The following is a 15,706-nucleotide window of genomic DNA, read 5'->3' as shown; positions in this document are numbered from 1 at the left end:
GCTATAGCTCTCCTGTTAGCGGGATGCGTTCAAGTACCGCCCAATTGTAAATAGGGAATGCGTCATCATTTTGTTTTACATACCTGGAAACCCACGGCGACGAGTCTCTGATACATGTTCGAGGATAAACATAACCATTATCCGATTGAGACCTGTTATTAAATCCAATCAATAGATGGTCTTCAGGTGATGGCGCTTTATCTAGCGTCAGCCTGACCTTTATTTCGTCAATGATATCTACGCGCTCAATAATTGCGGATTCGCACTCTAACGAGTGTCCGTAATTTTCGCAGTCACCCAACATCGCAGTGTCGAAGACCAGCGGCGGGAATGGCACATCACGCTCAATATCAATAATGTTATCCGTGATGGTTATTTTTTTTACGCGATTCCCTGTCCATGTTCCCTTTTTGTTGTTGTCGTATAAATGCCAGAAAATTGCCTTTTCAATCATTTCCCCCTGAATAACCTTTCCCTTTTCATTCAGGTGCGATAATGAACCATCGCTAAACAGGTGGTTTAACATGTATTTACTGCCATACATGATGGCGTTCGCGTTTCGTCTGACATAGGTCATTTGATCAACAGCTGCTACGGAATACGGTTGTACGATCACCGTCTCGCCCGTCGGGTTCCCCTCTGCGTCCACCGCGCCGGCTTTCGTGTTTATTCTGCTGCCGACCTGCCCGACAACAATGCAAATGTCGTTCTGCTGCCCCGTTATCGCCTTAAATGCTGGTATTGAATCATCCATGTAGGGCGTCATTAGCGCATCATAGTCGCCGGGATTACGGCAACTGCCGTTATCGTTATTGGTTTCCCCGTGCTCAAAAAGAACAAAATCCGCATTGACGGGCTTTCCTACGCCAGCAGCAAACGCCGTGATGTATTCCACCATTTTCATGCTTTTGATGTATGCCGGGGTACCTGCGGATATTCCTGAAAATGGCTGCCCGCCCGCATTGCATGGGGCGTTGATAATCGTCGGCAGATTCATGCCGGCATCGCGCATTTCGTACATCAGGCCATTTGCGAGCGGAATATTGTGCCCCTGGCGGTCTTTGTTATGGGCCATATCCGTTGTGCGCTCTAAATCCTGCTGGCTCCAGCTGCCGCTATTGCCGTCCGCGCGGCCGGCCGGCGACAGGCAGCGCCCGCGCAACTCTGGGTCAGCCCCCACAATGCGGATGTCCTTGCCGGGTTTGTCATACGCCGCGCCGAGGCTTTGCCCCAGGCAGATATACAGCAGAATATAGGCGGCAGATACGGGGATTTCACGAATACTTGGCACGAACAATAAGCCCGCCCCCGTGCTGCCGTCTGCGTTTTGGTATGAAAAAACGCAACCCGACTCGGTCATTTTATTGGCTGAAATGACCGGCTTTTCAGTCCAGACGGGTACGCCATTCCAAAATAGCGCAGGGGTACCGTTATGCGATTTTACCTGCGCTGACGATTGCCCCAGCGCGTCCTGCAGTGGGAGCGCCACACCGGGGATGTAGAAATCGCCGTTATCCAGCAAAACCAGCTCACCGGTGGTGCCTTCGCCGACGGCCCAACGCACGCCGGAGTATCGGTTTGAGAGCGATTCCGGCAGCATGTTGACAAGATATTCCTGCACGGCACGCGGCAGCTCTGCCAGCATCAGACCCCAATCCTTATCCAGCGCCATGCCGATATCGCGCGTGCCTGCGGCGCTACTGACTCCCCACATATATTCGTCGGAGCTGAGTAGGGGGGATTCGTCTGCCAATCGCATCATTCCGTCTACACGCTGATTTGTCGCATCTATTTTACCCAGCGCTGAAATAATGCTTTCGCCTGACGGAAGGTATTCGCCCGTTGGGGTTGCTATCCCGCCGGTATTTGAATATTCATCAACCCAGTGCCCGGAAATAATAGAACGCACGCTGAATTTCATCGCTTCGGGGATTTTTCCGCGGTCAATGTCGGCTTGAGCTTGTTCTACTGATGTATACGGCCCTTCGCCCAGGGTAACCATCCCCATTAGCGTATCAAACAGGTTTTTTAGGTAATTGGTTCTCGCGGCTAATTGTGCCGCTTGAATATTAATTACGCCAGATTCCCCGCCTTTGACACGGTCGCTATCATCGACCTGATCAATGGTTGGTTCCCATCGCGACACCTCATTAATGTTACTCATTTGCTACCCCGGTATAATGATAATTGCCGTCATAATGAATAGATGCATCGTAATAAATTGCTCTTTCTGGTATAAATCCGGCCGGGTATATATCGACAATATCCCCCTCATAGCTGGCAACACCCACATTCAACACCCCGGCCGCACCAACAATAATGTTGATGCCTGCTATATGCCGACTGACCGGTTTGGCATCCGCGACCAGGCGATTTAATTCGGCCAGCGTCTTTTCGGTGATGCCCACATCGTTGACGTCGACCTCAAGGCGAAAGGTGCCCGGCCTATCGCCGGTGTCGAACCATTCAGCAAAGGTGGCCGAAAATCCCATGCTCTCAATCACCCGCCGCACCGCGGCGCGGGTGCCCTTGCGGCGGTGCTGCCAGTAGGATTGCTGGATCGCCGCTATCTTTTTCTCTGCCGGCCAGTTCTTGTCCCAGCGGTCGACCGACAGCGCCCAGGCGAGATACGGCAACAACTCAACCGGGCAGGCGGTCGGCGTCCACAGCGTGCGCAGCGCGACGGTGATCGCCGACAACCGCGCAGTGACCGTTTCGGTGTGGCGCATCCAGGCACCGGCGGACGGGGGGAGCAGGGTGTTATTCATCCGTCCCGCCGTTCTCTACTGCATAGCCAATGTTGCGTGCGGCTTGCGTGTCGGAGATCTGCAGGTCAGTCGCCGGCGAACGCAGCACCACACGTTGCACCCCCTGCACATGCAGTGAGGCGGAGATCGCCGACCTGGCAACGTCACGCCCGATCTTCTTGTCGTTGTCGGCCAAAAAGCCACGCAGCGACGCCATGGCGGCGTTGATGATGGGTTCCGACTCCGGCCCCGGATACAGGAACAGCTCGGCATCAATCGAATAGTCGACGATATCCGCGCTGCGAACCGTCACGCGGTCGCCCAGCGGCCGCACTTCTTCATCGTTAACCGCGGCCGTCACTGCGGCCAGCAGCTCGGGCGAGGCGGTGCCGTCACCGTCGGTCGACAGAACGGCGATCACCACTTCCGCCGGCGCCGGGCTGGTTGCCCTGGCGTCGGCAACCTTGCCGCTGGCGCTGCGGGCAAAATATTCATACGCCGCCGACGGGCCGGCCACGCTCATGCCCTCGAACGCGGATTGCGCGCGCAGGCGCAGGGCTTCGTCACTCTCCATTACCGCGTCGGACGTGTCCGTTTCCGGGGTGATCGTCAGGCGCTCGGTGTCGAGGTTTGCGGCCAGGTTGTCCAGGTCGGTGCCTTCGGCGTGGCTAAGCATGCAGGCGGCTGCCCCCTCGTTGATCCGCCGGCGCAACAACAATTCGCGGTAGGCCATCGCCTGGGCGATCACGTTGAGCGGCTCGGACTCCAGCGACAGGGCGGCGGCAACCGACGCCTGCTGGTCAGCAGGGAAGGCGGCGATCATCACTGCCTTGACGTCAACGAGTATCGTCTCGAAGTCGAGCGGCTCGATGATCTGCGGCGATGGCAGTTGCGACAGGTCAATCGTTGGCATCGTTGTAGCTCCTTAACTCAATCGTCCCGGTGCTTTTCTCCATGCTTTCCGTCAGCATGCCGGCCATCTCGGCCGTGACGGCGCCAGTGGGTGAATAGCTGATGTTGATGGTGTCCAGCGCAAGGCGCGGCTCCCATGCCGCCAGCGCGATCACGGTCGCGCTCATGAGCTGCAGGCGGGTGACGTCGTTCTGCGGGCTGTCGAGCAGATCGGGCACAAGCGAGCCGTAATTACGGCGCATGATGCGCGAACCGATGGGCGTCAGCAGAATGTCATTGGCTGACTGCCAGACGTGATCCGCATCGGTCAGCGTGCCGGTGCCGCTGTTATTCATGCCGCGGTACTTCTCGCTCATCGGGTGCCCTCCGTCCAGTCGCCGCCGCGCTGCACGCCGCCGTGGCCGTGATTGTCGACCTTCACGCCGTTCGACACGAAGGCGCCGCCGGTGTGATTGAAATCACCGTGCATCTCGCCGCCTTCGCTGACGTCGAATTGCCGGGTCTTCAGCAGGTTGGTGCATTCGACGACGGGCGAATCCAGGATCACTTTGACCTCGGCTGTTAATTTGGCGGTCTTGACGCCGCTGACTTCCAGCTCGCCGGCATCGGCGTCATAACGGAATTTGGCGCCGTCCGGGGCGGTGATCACCATCTCGTTACGCGAGCCGCCGGGGGCGGGGTGATCGTTGCTGTACAGGCTGCCGCCGATAATGGCCGTCTCCGGGTTGCCGCCGATGCACAACAGCCAGACCTGCTCACCGAGTGACGGCGGCATCCAGATGTTGAATGCGCCGGCGCGCTGCGCATTCCAGCGTAGCCAGGAGGTATCTAACCCGCCGGTGGCGACGCGCACGCGCTTGTTGTCTTCGTCGATCGCCGTGACCACGCCAACGCGGATCAGGTTTTCCAGCAGGCGAATGAGTTCTGCCGCGTCCACTATTTCACCCCCAGCGAGTCAATGACCGAACGGGCGATCGCCATGCGGTCGGCTTTGGTGATCCCCAGCACCTCGCGGCGTGGGTAGGATGCCATCGCGCCGGACTTGTTCACCCTGTCGCGCAGGCCGTACTGGTGCGTGCGCGCAATACGGCCCGCAACGCCGGTAAAACCGACGGTGGCGCCGCCGGCATCGGCGCGCGCCTTCAGGAATCGCGCGGTGCGCAACCGGCGAAACATCGGATCGGCCTTGGTGGTGTCCTTGCGCGTCTGGCTGAAGTTGATATCGAGGTAACGCTCGATATCCTCGCGATAGAATGAGCGGACGGCACCGCGACCTTCATCGAAACCGGTCAGCATGCGGCCGCGGCTGCCCTTGGTTGCCCGCCAGTTTTTCAGGCGGCGGGTTTCGCCGTTCCAGATAAAGCCAATCCCGGCCTGTGAGCGCAGCACCTTGCGGCGGCGCTTCTCGAATTTTGAGCCGTCCGGGTTTTCCTGGCGTGCAATGCGCCGCGACTGGCTCTGGCGCAGCATGCGGCCGACCTCGCGCGCGGTGCGTATACGCCCGGCGGGGGACATGCCGCCGAGAATATCGGCGAACACCTGATCCAGTTTATGAAACAGCGCGGCATCGGTCATGGCACCAGCTCCCCGTCACTCTCAGGATCGAACACGATTTGCCAGTCGCCGCCGTTGATGCGGGGCTTGTCTTCCGCCAGGTGCTGTGTAAGAAGCTTTCCATTTTGGCGTGTTACCATGACACGCTCCCAAATTGGCACCTTCAGCAACAGATCGGCAGTGTCGTCGTTTGCAATATCGGCTTCGAACTCAATGCTTTTGTTTTTATCCGGGTTCAATAGCAGGTCTGGCTGGTATTCCCATATCCATCCCAACAGTGGCAGCATCAGGTCATCTAGATCACCCGGATAGTTCATCACGAATACCTGGAGCGGATAAACGTACATAAACGAAGGCTCGCCGGTCGCCTGGATTTCGATATGCCCCTTTTCAACAAAAACGGTGAACAGCTCAGGGTTGGCCTTGCACCAGGCACTGGCCGCAGTCAGCGCGTCGCGCAGCAGTTCGGCTTTTTTCACTTCATCCCCCTGGCGATACGCCGTAGTTCGAGTTCTCGTATGGCCGCCTTATCGGCGTTGCAGGTGTCCAGCGCATCCAGCAACCGATCCGCCCAGGGCGCCAGGCTGCCGTAAGTCATCGGTGACGGTGCTGCAGGTACATCAGTGTTTGCCGTTAGGCTGGCCGGCAAAGGTTCCTGAATAATCTGCGGCGCGGACTTCCGCGGCGCGCTTTTGCAGGCTGTCAGCGACAGCAGCAGGCACAGGAGTAACGGCGCACGTTTCGCCGGCCAGCGCAGTCTTGATGGTTTCACGTCGTTGCTCTCCATTTGTGCCGCGCTTCTCGCTCAGCTTCTTCATGCCTGCCTCAATCTCGCCGACGTCGGCACGCAGGGCGCGCACTTCGGCCAGTACATCGTTGGTCTGTTTCAGCACCTGCACGGTGCTGCTCAATTCTTTCTCTGCGGCTATGCGTTTTCTGGTTTCGGCTTTTTTTTGCATGAATGCCAAAGCGAGCAAAATGGCAAAAATCAAAGTAAAACAACCTAACCCTTTCATTTTTCGACCTTCAGATCCGGGTCAGACAGGCACCAGGCTTTGAACTCTTCCCGACGGTTAACCAGCCCTTGCAGGCGTTTGCCGCCGGAGTTCACAAAGTCGGTCAGGCGCAGGCACACGCCGGGCCAATTGCCCGCCTGCGCGTATTTCCACAGCGTGGTGCGCTGCTTTTTGCCCTGGCGATCGGTGAACCAACTGATCCCGGTGCAACCCACGTTGAAACTGACGTCGGTTAGCGCTTCAAACACGAATTGCGGGGCGGCGGCGCCGTTAAAGTTGCTGTTGATACACTTTTCCGCGCGTACCAGGTCGTTTACCCAGCGTTCGGCGATCTCCGTTTCCGAGTACTGCCGATCTTCGACGTGGGTCGTTGAGCCCATGCCGATGGTCAGCACCCCGGCGGGGCAGTAGTAGGGCGTCTTGCGGCAGTCCTCATACTTCGCCATTTTTAACTGTGCCGCCTGGCTGGTGCGCACCTTCTCGGGCCACAGGGCACCGACCAGCGCCACAATGGCGGCCACGCTGCAGGCGATAACGCTTTTTCTTCTCACCGGTGGCCCCCTTTCAGCTCGCTGATAAGCGCCTTCACATCCTGCCGGTTCTCGGCATCGCTGCGCACTGCGTCAACCAGCTGCGCCAGCAGGGCGTTGGTGGTCGCCTGGCTGCGCGCCACCCGGCGGCGGTGGATTTCGCCCAGCGCCGCGGCGATAAGGCCGATCACCAGCCCGCCGGTCGCCAGCCATTCGCGCTGCGTCATCATGCCGATGCCCATCAGCACGGTGGAATAGGAGTAGATCACCCAGCTCCAGAGGCGGTCGATTACGTCCATAGCTGCACCGTCTCCTGTTGGGTTGAACGTTCGATCTCCGGCAGTTCGACCACCTGGCCGGCGGTCAAAAATATCTGTTCGGCGATCCCCGGATTGGCGGCTAGCACGATTTCGGTCACGCCTTGCGTGGTGCCGTAGTGTCGCTGGCACAGCAGATCCAGCGTGTCGCCCTGCATTGCTTGCACCTTCACTAAAATGCCTCCGCAAAATTGCGCACTTCATCGCGAATATCGGCGATAGCCCAGCGGGCATCCCGCCACAGATCTGCCGCCTGCAGCGTCAACCCGGCGGCGCGTTTCTCGCCGGCGTCGCCGGTGGTGTCGACGTCGCGATAGTTTTCGATCAGCAGCGCGCGTGTGATGCTGAATACCGCGCGGCGGTAGCGGTGGATCTTCACGCTCACGTCATTGATTTGACGGGCTGGCACGGTCTCCAGCGACGCGAAGCCGGCTTTCGACTGGTTTTCTTGCCAGCCCGTCAACTGGTCGATCACATGGCCTGTCGCCTCAATCGCGGCCTGTTTTAAGCGGGTGGTGGTCACCGCGCCGGTGATGCGCATCTCAAGGCGCACGTCCTTGAGCGCAATCGCGGGCCAGAAGGGGCCGGCGGTGATGGTCTCGCCGCCATCGTCGGTATCTGGCACATCGTCAGCGGCGGGGGTGACGGTACGCCCGGCAACAAGGCTCATGGCCCAATCTCCTCAAAAGGTGGCGGTGAGCGGATGGGGAAAAGCACACGCGAAGCGCTGCAGATCTCCGCCCGCGCCGCCAGCGCACGGGGCGCAAGTCGTTTTATTCGGTGGCGTCCTGTTTGGCTTTCTTACCGGCGGCCTTGCCGGCGGGTTTATTAGCGACTGACGGCTTACGCGGGGTGCTACTGCGCTGCCGGCGCTGGGCGGCCGGTACAGTCGTTTTTGATGCTGCTGCAGCGTCGGTTGTTGCCGCGGTGCCGGCATCGTTATCGCCTGCGCCGTCGGTGTTCTGGCCGGCTTTCTTGACCTGGCGTGCCAGGCTCTCGATCGCTTTCTTCACGCCGGCGTTGGCGTCCAGTTTCAGCGCCTGGCGCAGCAGTTCCAGCGCCTTCGCCTGGGCGGCATCATCGCCACCGCGTAAGGCAAAGCCGCGCACCTTGAACAGCTTGGCGAGCACGACGTCAGGCATGTCCTTGCCATCGACGATGTGCGCGAGCTCGTCCAGCACCTGCAGGTGTGCGGTCAAATCGGTGCTCTCGTCGGCCTTGACCTGCACCAGAATGGGATCGCAAAGCTCTTCCACGAGGGCCGTCGCTGCCGTGCGGCGGAACTGGTCAGGCATTGCGAGGTTGTGCTCGATGACATAGCGGCCGATACGCACCGCCAGCGGGTAATCGCCGGCGTCAATCGCCCAGATCATCAGGGTGACGATGACCTCGTCCTGCCGGCCGCTGTTGCCGTCGAGCGTGCCTTCGATCCAGCCGTCGTACTGCGGTAAAAGCTGCTTTTTCATCTCCGCTTTCGCCTGGTCGGACTGCACGCGTTTGAGTGCACTCTGATCCATGCGCAGGCGGTGAAGGATTTGTTCATGCGCAGTGCGGGCGGCGTCTGTGAACTCCTCGGTCTTACCGTGGCGTTCCGCCATCACGCGCTGAAAATGTCGTTGTGCCGGTGTCAGCATTGTCCTGTCCCCAAAGGGGGGCGGGCAGGTGCCCGCCCGGGTGATTAACCGCCGTTCTCAGGCTGCGCGAAGGTGATGCCGTCGATAAAGGCGACGTTGCCGTAGTCCTCGACCACGAAGTCATCGTTCGATGACTGGTAGGTCGCGACGCGGTTGTACTCCGGCTCTTCCTTGATGGTTCGGCGCAGGCCGCCGCGCTGGTAGTAGATCGACAGGTTCTTAAACGGCGTGATCAGGATGCCGTTGACCGGGAAGAACGGCGCGATGAAGGTCGGCATGTTCCCGACGCGCTCCTGCGCGACAATGAGCTGACCGGCCAACATTTCGGTGTTCGGGTTGGTCTGGCTCATGGCGTTGATTGCCGGGAAATTGCTGGTTGTCAGCAGATCGCCGGCCAGGATCACCACGTTATCCGGGTTACGCTTGTGCCATTCGTCCATCAGGCTGTTTTTGGCGTCATACACCGCAGCCGATACGTTGCCGTAGGTGCCTTTGGTGATGATCTTGTTGTCTTCATCCCGCGAGGTGACCGTGATATTTGAAATAACGCGATGCGGTGCTTCCTTACGGATTTTCTCAAGGAAGCCGATGCCGCAGTCCTGCAGCAGCGGGTTGGCGGCGCGGTTGGACGGATCGGCGTAGCTGGTGCCGTTGAAACCGATCATGATGCGGTCAAGCGACATCTGTCGCGCCATTGCGCTGCTGATCAGCGGCTGGAAGTTAGGCTGATGCGCCCAGGCGTCCAATTGCTCGTAGCTGATGCCGTAGTCGTAGTTGACCTTGCGGCACATGTAGTCGTACGGCTCCATTTTGCTGTTATCGGCTGGATTGCGGCGCGTGGTGGTGCTGTTGTTCACCCCGGCCAGCGGGCCTTTGCTGCCGATCAGCACTTTTTGGCCGATCTGTTGGGTCACGCCGAAGACGTTAATCTTGCTCAGGAAAGAGTCGCTTTCCTGCGCGGCGGCTTCCAGCTTCTGCTGCACCGTCGGATCGACAGCGAATTTTGCCGCGACGGCGGCCGGCGATACGCGGTTTAGCTGGGCCTGCCGGCTGATGTACTGGTCGAACAGCTCGCGGGTAATGTTTTCCATGTTCGTTTCTCTTGTAGTGAATATCGATCAGACGCTGACTTAGTAGTCAGCCAACTGCGCGTTGCCACCACCGCCGGCCGGCGGGCGACGGTTGAAGTTACCGTCCGTGGTTACAACCTTCTGCTGCATCGCAGCCAGGTCAGCGGTCAACTTCGCGATGGCCTGCTTGTTGCTGGCGCTTTCCTGCGCGGTGGCGCTGAACTGGTCGGTCAAATCGGCCTGCGACTGCGCCACGGCCTCTACCGCCTGATGCACCTGGCTGAAACGTTCATCGTCGGTTTTCTTGCCCTTGCCGAGGATGCCCATGACGCGGGAGAACCACTCGTTGCCGGTGGTTGAGCGCGACTGGTCTGCCTGCATCAGCTCAGCTTCGAAAGCGGTAGTGAACATCGTCGTTTCAGCATCCGCAGCACTGAATCGCATGATCTCCCCGCGTTTTTCGGCGGTGAATTTCAGCTTGTCAGTGCCCAGGCTGGCCGGGGTGTCGGTCATCGCCAGGCCGACCAGATACGGGCCGTTGGTCGTCGGGAATTTGGGATGGATCTCGACGCTGGAAAAGATTTTCTTACCGTCGTCGGTCATGGCCCTCATGCGAGCCGTGGGTTCGATCTCAGCGAACAAAGATGCTTCCCCTGCTAACGGCCCTTCGGAAATGTCTTCGGCGGATAGGGCCGCAACATCCCCCATTGCGCAAAACTCGCTGTCTGGGAACGGAGAAAGGTAGTGCTCGATATTGACGCGGGCGCCATAGAGAGACGGGTTATACGACGCCGCCATCGCATGGATCTGATCGCGGGTGACCTGACGGCCGTCGATAGTGACGCCGGAGGTCATAATGCGGAATTTCTTACGGGTGCTCGTTGTGCTTGCCATGTCTGCTTGCTCACGATTCTGTTGAGTTCCCGGTGATGATGGCAGGGCGTCCGGCCCTGTCTCAACGCGTTGTTGTTGTCGGAGAACGGCGACAGCCGGCACTGAGAGAAAGCCCCCGCGCGCGCGGGTTAACCTCCCCGGCAGGACATGGGGGAGACAATGACGGTTCAGGAAACATTCACTAGGCACCGCGCACGACAGCTTTACTGGCAGGGCTACCCGCCGGCGGAGATCGCGCGCCTGATGGGTATCAACCAGAACACGGTTTACGCCTGGAAGAAGCGCGACGAATGGGACGAAACGCCACCGATCCAGCGCGTTACCACCTCGATTGATGCGCGCCTGGTGCAGCTGACCGGCAAGGACAAGAAGAGCGGCGGCGACTTCAAGGAAATCGACCTGCTGACGCGCCAGCTGAAGAAGCTGGACAACGGCACGCTGGCCACCCAGCCGAAAAAGAAGGTGCGCAAGAAGCAAAACTTCTTCTCTGAGTCGCAGATCGCGCAGCTGCGGCAGAACATTCTGGGGTCGCTGCACTGGCACCAGCAAGGCTGGTATGACAATCACCACCACCGCAACCGGATGATCCTGAAGAGCCGCCAGGTGGGGGCGACCTGGTATTTTGCGCGCGAGGCGCTGATCCGCGCGTTATCTGACGATGTGAAGTACAAGCACCAGCTCAACCAGATCTTTCTGTCGGCCAGCCGCCGTCAGGCGTACCAGTTCCGCAGCTTCATTCGTTCGGCTGCGGCGGAGGTCGACGTCGAGCTGAAAGGCGGCGACATGATCCAGCTGTTCAACGGTGCGGAGCTGCACTTCCTCGGCACGTCTGCAGCGACGGCGCAGTCCTACACCGGCAACCTGTTCTTTGACGAGTTTTTCTGGGTGGGTCAGTTCGCGAACCTGAAGAAGGTGGCCGGCGCTATGGCGACGCTGAAAGGGCTGACGCGTACCTACTTCTCCACGCCATCGGCGGAAAGCCATGAAGCGTACCCGTTTTGGACAGGGGAGGCGTTCAACAAGGGGCGCGCCAGCAGTAGCCGCGTGGAATTCGACACGTCCTGGAAGACGCTGAACAGCGGGCTGATGTGCCCGGACAAGATCTGGCGCCAGATCGTCACGTTGCAGGACGCCATCGATCACGGCTGGGATTTGACCGATATCGATGAAATCCGCGACGAGAACAGCCCGGAGGAATACGACAACCTCTACGGCTGCCAGTTTATCCGCAACGGCGAATCGGCCTTTGACTACAACATGCTGCTGACCTGCGGCGCCGATGGTTATGACGACTGGCTCGACTGGAAACCCTATGCCATGCGGCCGCTGGCCGATCGGCCTGTCTGGATTGGCTACGATCCCAACGGCGCCAGCGGGAAGGGTGACAGCGGGGCGATCTCCGTCAACGCCGTGCCGCTGGTCGCCGGTGGCAAGTTCCGCACCATCGAGACGCAGCGCATCCGTGGCATGGAGTTCGAGGCGCAGGCCAATCTGATCATTGGCATGCTGGATCGCTATAACGTGCAGCATGTCGGCATTGACGGGCAGGGGATTGGTGAGGCGGTCTGGCAGTTGGTGAAGAAGAAGTTCCCGGCGGCGGTCTGCTACCAGTTCAACCCGGCCAGCAAGCGCATGCTGGTATTGAAGATGCAGCAGCTGGTTCGCGGCGGTCGCTGGGAGTTCGACCGTGGGGAGCGTGACCTGATCACGGCATTCAGCGCGGTGCGCAAAGTGGTAACGCCTGGCGGGGTTATCACCTATGACACCGACCGCAGCCGCGGTGTCAGCCATGGCGACCTTGCCTGGGCGACGATGCTGGCCATTATCAACGAGCCGCTGGGACAAGATGGCGGCAGCACAATGACGGTTATGGAGTATTAACGTGAGCAAACGAAAATCACCGCGGCAGCGCCAGCAGCCCGCCGCAGACACGCAGCTTGATCTGGCGACCGAGCTGCAAAAACTCCCTGGCCTGAGTACCTTCTCATTCGACGGCCCCTGGCCGGTCAGCTCGTCCTATGACCTGCTCGATTCGATGTACTGCGCCGACAACGGCCGTTACTACGACACGCCGATCAGCTGGTACGGGCTGGCTCGCCAGTTCGGCCACGCCAGCTGGCACCAGTCGGCGCTGATATTCAAGCGTAACGTGCTGGCCGGTTGTTTCATTCCGCATAAGCTGCTGTCGCGCCAGGCCTTCTCCGCCTTCGCCATGGATTGGGTGGTGTTCGGCAATGCCTACCTGGAGCTGCGCCGCAACGTGTTAGGTGGCCCGTTGGCGCTGCACCACACGCTGGCGAAGTACACGCGCCGCGGCTCTGACCTGGACACCTACTGGTTTATCCAGGCGGGGCTTGATGATTATCAGTTTCCCACCGGCGCCGTCTGCCATGTGATCAACCCGGATATTCACCAGGAGATCTACGGCATGCCGGAATACTTCGCGGGCCTGCTGTCCGCGAACCTTTCGCACTCGGCCGACACGTTCCGCAAGCTGTACTACGACAACGGCAGCCATGCCGGCTGCATCGTCTACGTCAACAGCGCTATCGCCGATCAGGAGAGTCTCGACAAGCTCAAGAAGACGCTGACCGACACGCGCCGCGGCGGGGCATTCAAAAACATCCTGCTGCACGCGCCTAACGGCGGTAAGGACTCGGTGCAGATCCTGCCGTTCAGCCAGATCTCGGCCAAGGATGAATTCCTGGGCGTCAAGTCAGCCACGCGTGACGATATCCTTGCCGCTCACCGTGTTCCGCCGCAGCTGATGGGCGCCATGCCGGAAGGTAACGGCACCTTCGGCGACGTGGAGAAGGCGGCGCGGGTGTTCGCCATCAACGAGCTGACGCCCATCATGGAAGCCATGAAGCACGTCAACGACTGGATGGGGGAGGAGGTGATCCGCTTCAACCCGTATGCATTGCTCGATGTAGAGTAACCCCGGTACTGCAGCACGGCCGCCGCTGTCTATGACGGCCATCCCCCGACAAGTAGCCCCATCAAGCGCCCCGCCCATCACGTCGAACCGCTCCCCACCGCCAGCCGCGCTATGCGGGCCGCTGGCGCGATATCGTCTGTTCATCACGCCCAGAGTAACGTGACGGCGAGAGCCGCACAGCGGCCCATTCAGGCAACACACGCCCCCCTTCCCATACCCCAAAGCGCGCGCTTGCTCCCCCGCCTCGCCTGCGCGCCTCACACCCTCTTTTTTGTGCAAGATCCAAAGTAGATCGAACCCGTGCCAGTACTGGCACAGGTTCGCAATGTGGGAGATCGAATTATTGTGCAAAATTGTGCGGGTTCGTGCAGAAGGATTCAATGGCCTCTCCTCCCAAATCTTGGGAGGAGAGGTGATCTGATTACGGTCTGATGGTAATAGATGTTTGAGGTTGAATTGGAACCAGTATCTGATTGTAAGCGCGCAATATCTCGTTATAGAGGTCCTGATGTTTTGCCGCTCGTACTGTAATGATAAGCGCGTATTTAATTTTGTCGGCTTTGTGGCTAACGATGCTTGCTCCAGCTTCGCGCGCATTATAGTGAATGTCGAACACTGGATTCTTTAATGAAGAACCGCGCATGTTTTTTGTGCTATGCAACACTGTTTCCCATTTCCCCATGTCAGAACGCCGTTCACTTTCTGTTGAAAACTTCTTCAAATCAAAGAAACCGGCAGTGTCTGCATTTTTGCTACCTTCTTTTACTTTGGCATCATTTGGCCTAAACGATATTTCTAACCCTGCTTTTGTATAAGAGGCTGAGTCTTGCGGGTCTGTAGCCGTTGCATAACAGAATGTGGCTGTCAGGTTTACAGTTCCTTTTAATCCGCCATCAGGAATAGGCACCGGCGCTCGTAGGTATTTTCCCGGTTTTAATTCCCCTTGGTAGACGATTCTGGCAACTCCATCTGGGCTTATAATCACTTCACTTAAATTTTCCGGTAGTTTTCCCCAACCTACCTCAGTACATGGGTGTTCAAGAGGTTTGGAGGCATGAATAAGTAATGCCTTAATAGCAAGTTGACTTAGTTCACTACCCAATATAGAACGTATTCCCACAGCAGATCGCAAAGCGTAAGGAGCCGCGAAGCTCGTTCCTCTTTCTGGCGATACTACAGGCTTTTCTCCCTTACTAAGCACATGGAAATATTCAGTGGTTTCACCACCAAAAGCCACTAGGTCCGGCTTCATGACACCGGGACTTCTTCCTGGCCCCATTGCACTATATGAAGCCCTTTTCCATTGACTGTCATTAGTTGAGTCACTTGACCCAACAGCGAGCGCATTAACACAGTCAGAGGGTACTTGAATTCGAGCATTACCCGATTGACGATCTCTTTCGCCGTTGTTTCCAACTGCTACGGTCATCAGTGTATCGCCATCACTCAATAAATCGTCTATCACAGAGGTCCATGCGTGGACATCTGTATCTTCGATAGGTAAATCTGGCCCTAGGCTAAGATTCAAAAATTGATATTGTCTAGAAAGCAATACTTCCTCTATAAAACCTAAGGTTCGGTATAGTTCTAATGGGTCTTCTTCACATGTTTTATTGTCAAGCACCCTCAAATTATCAATGGAGGAATACGGTCGAGGTATTTCTCCTTTGGTATTGATTGGCCCGAATAAAAATGCAGAGGAGACAGCCAACCCGTGATCAAGTGCATCCGGATCATCGTCGGCATGATCATCCATTACTCGATACGATCTCAGCCATGGCGAAATAGGGTGCTTTTCTGGCAATCCACCATCAAGAATCGCAACCCTAATTTCTGGGGATAGTGGCCCTTCTGATGGAAGAATGCACTGTGCCTCAGCTCCCCCTGCTCGACGCATAGGACGGATGCCACGTAGCTTTGGTACAGGTCGAATTACCCGTACAAATGTAAACTTAGCTAATTTATTGATTTCTGTAATATGACCTTTGATTGGTAGGAACCAAAGCGTTCCTGCGGTAAAGGCCAGTTCATTATGAACAGTAATACCTAATGATGTGGCATACTTTATGAAATGTTGTTGAATGAAGTCACGAC

General features: G+C 58.0%; 19 protein-coding genes. 2 read left to right on the top strand and 17 right to left on the bottom strand.

The annotated features are described in order from the left end of the window. Position 1: 1 nt before the first annotated feature. The 16 genes from ACJ8IN_RS20350 to ACJ8IN_RS20275 form a co-directional block, all read right to left on the bottom strand. On the bottom strand, positions 2 to 2,164 hold the full coding sequence (locus ACJ8IN_RS20350; RefSeq protein WP_308325637.1) for a hypothetical protein: 2,163 nt from the start codon (positions 2,162 to 2,164) through the stop codon (positions 2 to 4). Beyond that, complete coding sequence (locus ACJ8IN_RS20345) at positions 2,157 to 2,768, bottom strand: phage tail protein I (RefSeq protein ID WP_308325638.1); 612 nt, start codon at positions 2,766 to 2,768, stop codon at positions 2,157 to 2,159. Before ACJ8IN_RS20345 ends, ACJ8IN_RS20350 begins: the two co-directional genes overlap by 8 nt. Then, positions 2,761 to 3,660, bottom strand: coding sequence for a baseplate assembly protein (locus ACJ8IN_RS20340; protein ID WP_070914649.1), 900 nt, complete (start codon positions 3,658 to 3,660; stop codon positions 2,761 to 2,763). Before ACJ8IN_RS20340 ends, ACJ8IN_RS20345 begins: the two co-directional genes overlap by 8 nt. Next, positions 3,647 to 4,015 carry a GPW/gp25 family protein gene (locus ACJ8IN_RS20335; protein ID WP_308325639.1) on the bottom strand — a complete coding sequence of 123 codons (369 nt, stop codon included), beginning with the start codon at positions 4,013 to 4,015 and terminating at the stop codon, positions 3,647 to 3,649. The genes ACJ8IN_RS20340 and ACJ8IN_RS20335 overlap by 14 nt, the downstream gene beginning before the upstream one ends. After that, positions 4,012 to 4,596: a phage baseplate assembly protein V gene (locus ACJ8IN_RS20330; protein ID WP_308325640.1), complete on the bottom strand. Its 585-nt coding sequence runs from the start codon at positions 4,594 to 4,596 to the stop codon at positions 4,012 to 4,014. Before ACJ8IN_RS20330 ends, ACJ8IN_RS20335 begins: the two co-directional genes overlap by 4 nt. Then, positions 4,596 to 5,234, bottom strand: coding sequence for a phage virion morphogenesis protein (locus ACJ8IN_RS20325; protein ID WP_308325641.1), 639 nt, complete (start codon positions 5,232 to 5,234; stop codon positions 4,596 to 4,598). The genes ACJ8IN_RS20330 and ACJ8IN_RS20325 overlap by 1 nt, the downstream gene beginning before the upstream one ends. Next, the gene (locus ACJ8IN_RS20320; RefSeq protein ID WP_308325642.1) at positions 5,231 to 5,692 is read right to left on the bottom strand and encodes a phage tail protein; all 462 of its coding nucleotides are present in this window, start codon (positions 5,690 to 5,692) and stop codon (positions 5,231 to 5,233) included. The genes ACJ8IN_RS20325 and ACJ8IN_RS20320 overlap by 4 nt, the downstream gene beginning before the upstream one ends. Further along, a complete protein-coding gene (lysC, locus tag ACJ8IN_RS20315; protein WP_422663550.1) occupies positions 5,689 to 5,874 on the bottom strand; it encodes an Rz1-like lysis system protein LysC in 186 nt (61 codons plus the stop codon). The genes ACJ8IN_RS20320 and lysC overlap by 4 nt, the downstream gene beginning before the upstream one ends. Next, positions 5,834 to 6,229, bottom strand: a complete 396-nt coding sequence (locus ACJ8IN_RS20310; RefSeq protein WP_308325643.1) for a DUF2570 domain-containing protein — start codon at positions 6,227 to 6,229, stop codon at positions 5,834 to 5,836. The genes lysC and ACJ8IN_RS20310 overlap by 41 nt, the downstream gene beginning before the upstream one ends. Next, on the bottom strand, positions 6,226 to 6,780 hold the full coding sequence (locus ACJ8IN_RS20305) for a lysozyme (protein WP_308325644.1): 555 nt from the start codon (positions 6,778 to 6,780) through the stop codon (positions 6,226 to 6,228). Before ACJ8IN_RS20305 ends, ACJ8IN_RS20310 begins: the two co-directional genes overlap by 4 nt. After that, on the bottom strand, positions 6,777 to 7,058 hold the full coding sequence (locus ACJ8IN_RS20300) for a hypothetical protein (protein WP_049200211.1): 282 nt from the start codon (positions 7,056 to 7,058) through the stop codon (positions 6,777 to 6,779). The genes ACJ8IN_RS20305 and ACJ8IN_RS20300 overlap by 4 nt, the downstream gene beginning before the upstream one ends. Continuing rightward, positions 7,049 to 7,249, bottom strand: coding sequence for a tail protein X (locus ACJ8IN_RS20295; protein WP_033640714.1), 201 nt, complete (start codon positions 7,247 to 7,249; stop codon positions 7,049 to 7,051). Before ACJ8IN_RS20295 ends, ACJ8IN_RS20300 begins: the two co-directional genes overlap by 10 nt. Then, positions 7,249 to 7,746, bottom strand: a complete 498-nt coding sequence (locus ACJ8IN_RS20290) for a head completion/stabilization protein (RefSeq protein WP_308325645.1) — start codon at positions 7,744 to 7,746, stop codon at positions 7,249 to 7,251. The genes ACJ8IN_RS20295 and ACJ8IN_RS20290 overlap by 1 nt, the downstream gene beginning before the upstream one ends. A 103-nt stretch (positions 7,747 to 7,849) precedes the next feature. Continuing rightward, positions 7,850 to 8,710 (bottom strand): phage terminase small subunit, encoded by an 861-nt coding sequence (gene gpM / locus ACJ8IN_RS20285; protein ID WP_308325647.1) that lies wholly within the window; start codon positions 8,708 to 8,710, stop codon positions 7,850 to 7,852. 44 nt (positions 8,711 to 8,754) lie between these two features. Beyond that, positions 8,755 to 9,801, bottom strand: coding sequence for a phage major capsid protein, P2 family (locus ACJ8IN_RS20280; RefSeq protein WP_060447368.1), 1,047 nt, complete (start codon positions 9,799 to 9,801; stop codon positions 8,755 to 8,757). Positions 9,802 to 9,840: 39 nt separating this feature from the next. Next, a complete protein-coding gene (locus ACJ8IN_RS20275; protein ID WP_308325648.1) occupies positions 9,841 to 10,674 on the bottom strand; it encodes a GPO family capsid scaffolding protein in 834 nt (277 codons plus the stop codon). A 159-nt stretch (positions 10,675 to 10,833) separates the two neighbouring features. Between ACJ8IN_RS20275 and ACJ8IN_RS20270 the strand changes: the two genes are divergently transcribed. Both ACJ8IN_RS20270 and ACJ8IN_RS20265 read left to right on the top strand, forming a co-directional pair. After that, entirely contained in the window at positions 10,834 to 12,555 is a 1,722-nt protein-coding gene (locus ACJ8IN_RS20270; RefSeq protein ID WP_308325649.1) for a terminase large subunit domain-containing protein, read from the top strand. A 1-nt stretch (position 12,556) separates the two neighbouring features. Continuing rightward, on the top strand, positions 12,557 to 13,612 hold the full coding sequence (locus tag ACJ8IN_RS20265; RefSeq protein ID WP_033640705.1) for a phage portal protein: 1,056 nt from the start codon (positions 12,557 to 12,559) through the stop codon (positions 13,610 to 13,612). Between the two features lie 421 nt (positions 13,613 to 14,033). On the opposite strand, the gene ACJ8IN_RS20260 is transcribed toward ACJ8IN_RS20265, so the two are convergent. After that, positions 14,034 to 15,706 (bottom strand): S8 family peptidase (locus tag ACJ8IN_RS20260; RefSeq protein ID WP_442519518.1); only part of this gene is annotated, 1,673 nt, incomplete at its 5' end.

Source organism: Serratia sp. CY31944 (genome assembly GCF_052169175.1).
GTDB lineage: Bacteria > Pseudomonadota > Gammaproteobacteria > Enterobacterales > Enterobacteriaceae > Serratia > Serratia sarumanii.
The sequence above is the reverse complement of the archived record's forward strand: the minus strand, read 5'-3'. Positions and strand labels throughout refer to the sequence as shown.

Coding starts and splice junctions, on each gene's coding strand:
- ACJ8IN_RS20350 (WP_308325637.1), bottom strand. CDS start 2,164: ATGAGTAACATTAATGAGGTGTCGCGATGGGAACCAACCATTGATCAG.
- ACJ8IN_RS20345 (WP_308325638.1), bottom strand. CDS start 2,768: ATGAATAACACCCTGCTCCCCCCGTCCGCCGGTGCCTGGATGCGCCAC.
- ACJ8IN_RS20340 (WP_070914649.1), bottom strand. CDS start 3,660: ATGCCAACGATTGACCTGTCGCAACTGCCATCGCCGCAGATCATCGAG.
- ACJ8IN_RS20335 (WP_308325639.1), bottom strand. CDS start 4,015: ATGAGCGAGAAGTACCGCGGCATGAATAACAGCGGCACCGGCACGCTG.
- ACJ8IN_RS20325 (WP_308325641.1), bottom strand. CDS start 5,234: ATGACCGATGCCGCGCTGTTTCATAAACTGGATCAGGTGTTCGCCGAT.
- ACJ8IN_RS20310 (WP_308325643.1), bottom strand. CDS start 6,229: ATGAAAGGGTTAGGTTGTTTTACTTTGATTTTTGCCATTTTGCTCGCT.
- ACJ8IN_RS20300 (WP_049200211.1), bottom strand. CDS start 7,058: ATGGACGTAATCGACCGCCTCTGGAGCTGGGTGATCTACTCCTATTCC.
- ACJ8IN_RS20290 (WP_308325645.1), bottom strand. CDS start 7,746: ATGAGCCTTGTTGCCGGGCGTACCGTCACCCCCGCCGCTGACGATGTG.
- gpM (WP_308325647.1), bottom strand. CDS start 8,710: ATGCTGACACCGGCACAACGACATTTTCAGCGCGTGATGGCGGAACGC.
- ACJ8IN_RS20280 (WP_060447368.1), bottom strand. CDS start 9,801: ATGGAAAACATTACCCGCGAGCTGTTCGACCAGTACATCAGCCGGCAG.
- ACJ8IN_RS20275 (WP_308325648.1), bottom strand. CDS start 10,674: ATGGCAAGCACAACGAGCACCCGTAAGAAATTCCGCATTATGACCTCC.
- ACJ8IN_RS20270 (WP_308325649.1), top strand. CDS start 10,834: ATGACGGTTCAGGAAACATTCACTAGGCACCGCGCACGACAGCTTTAC.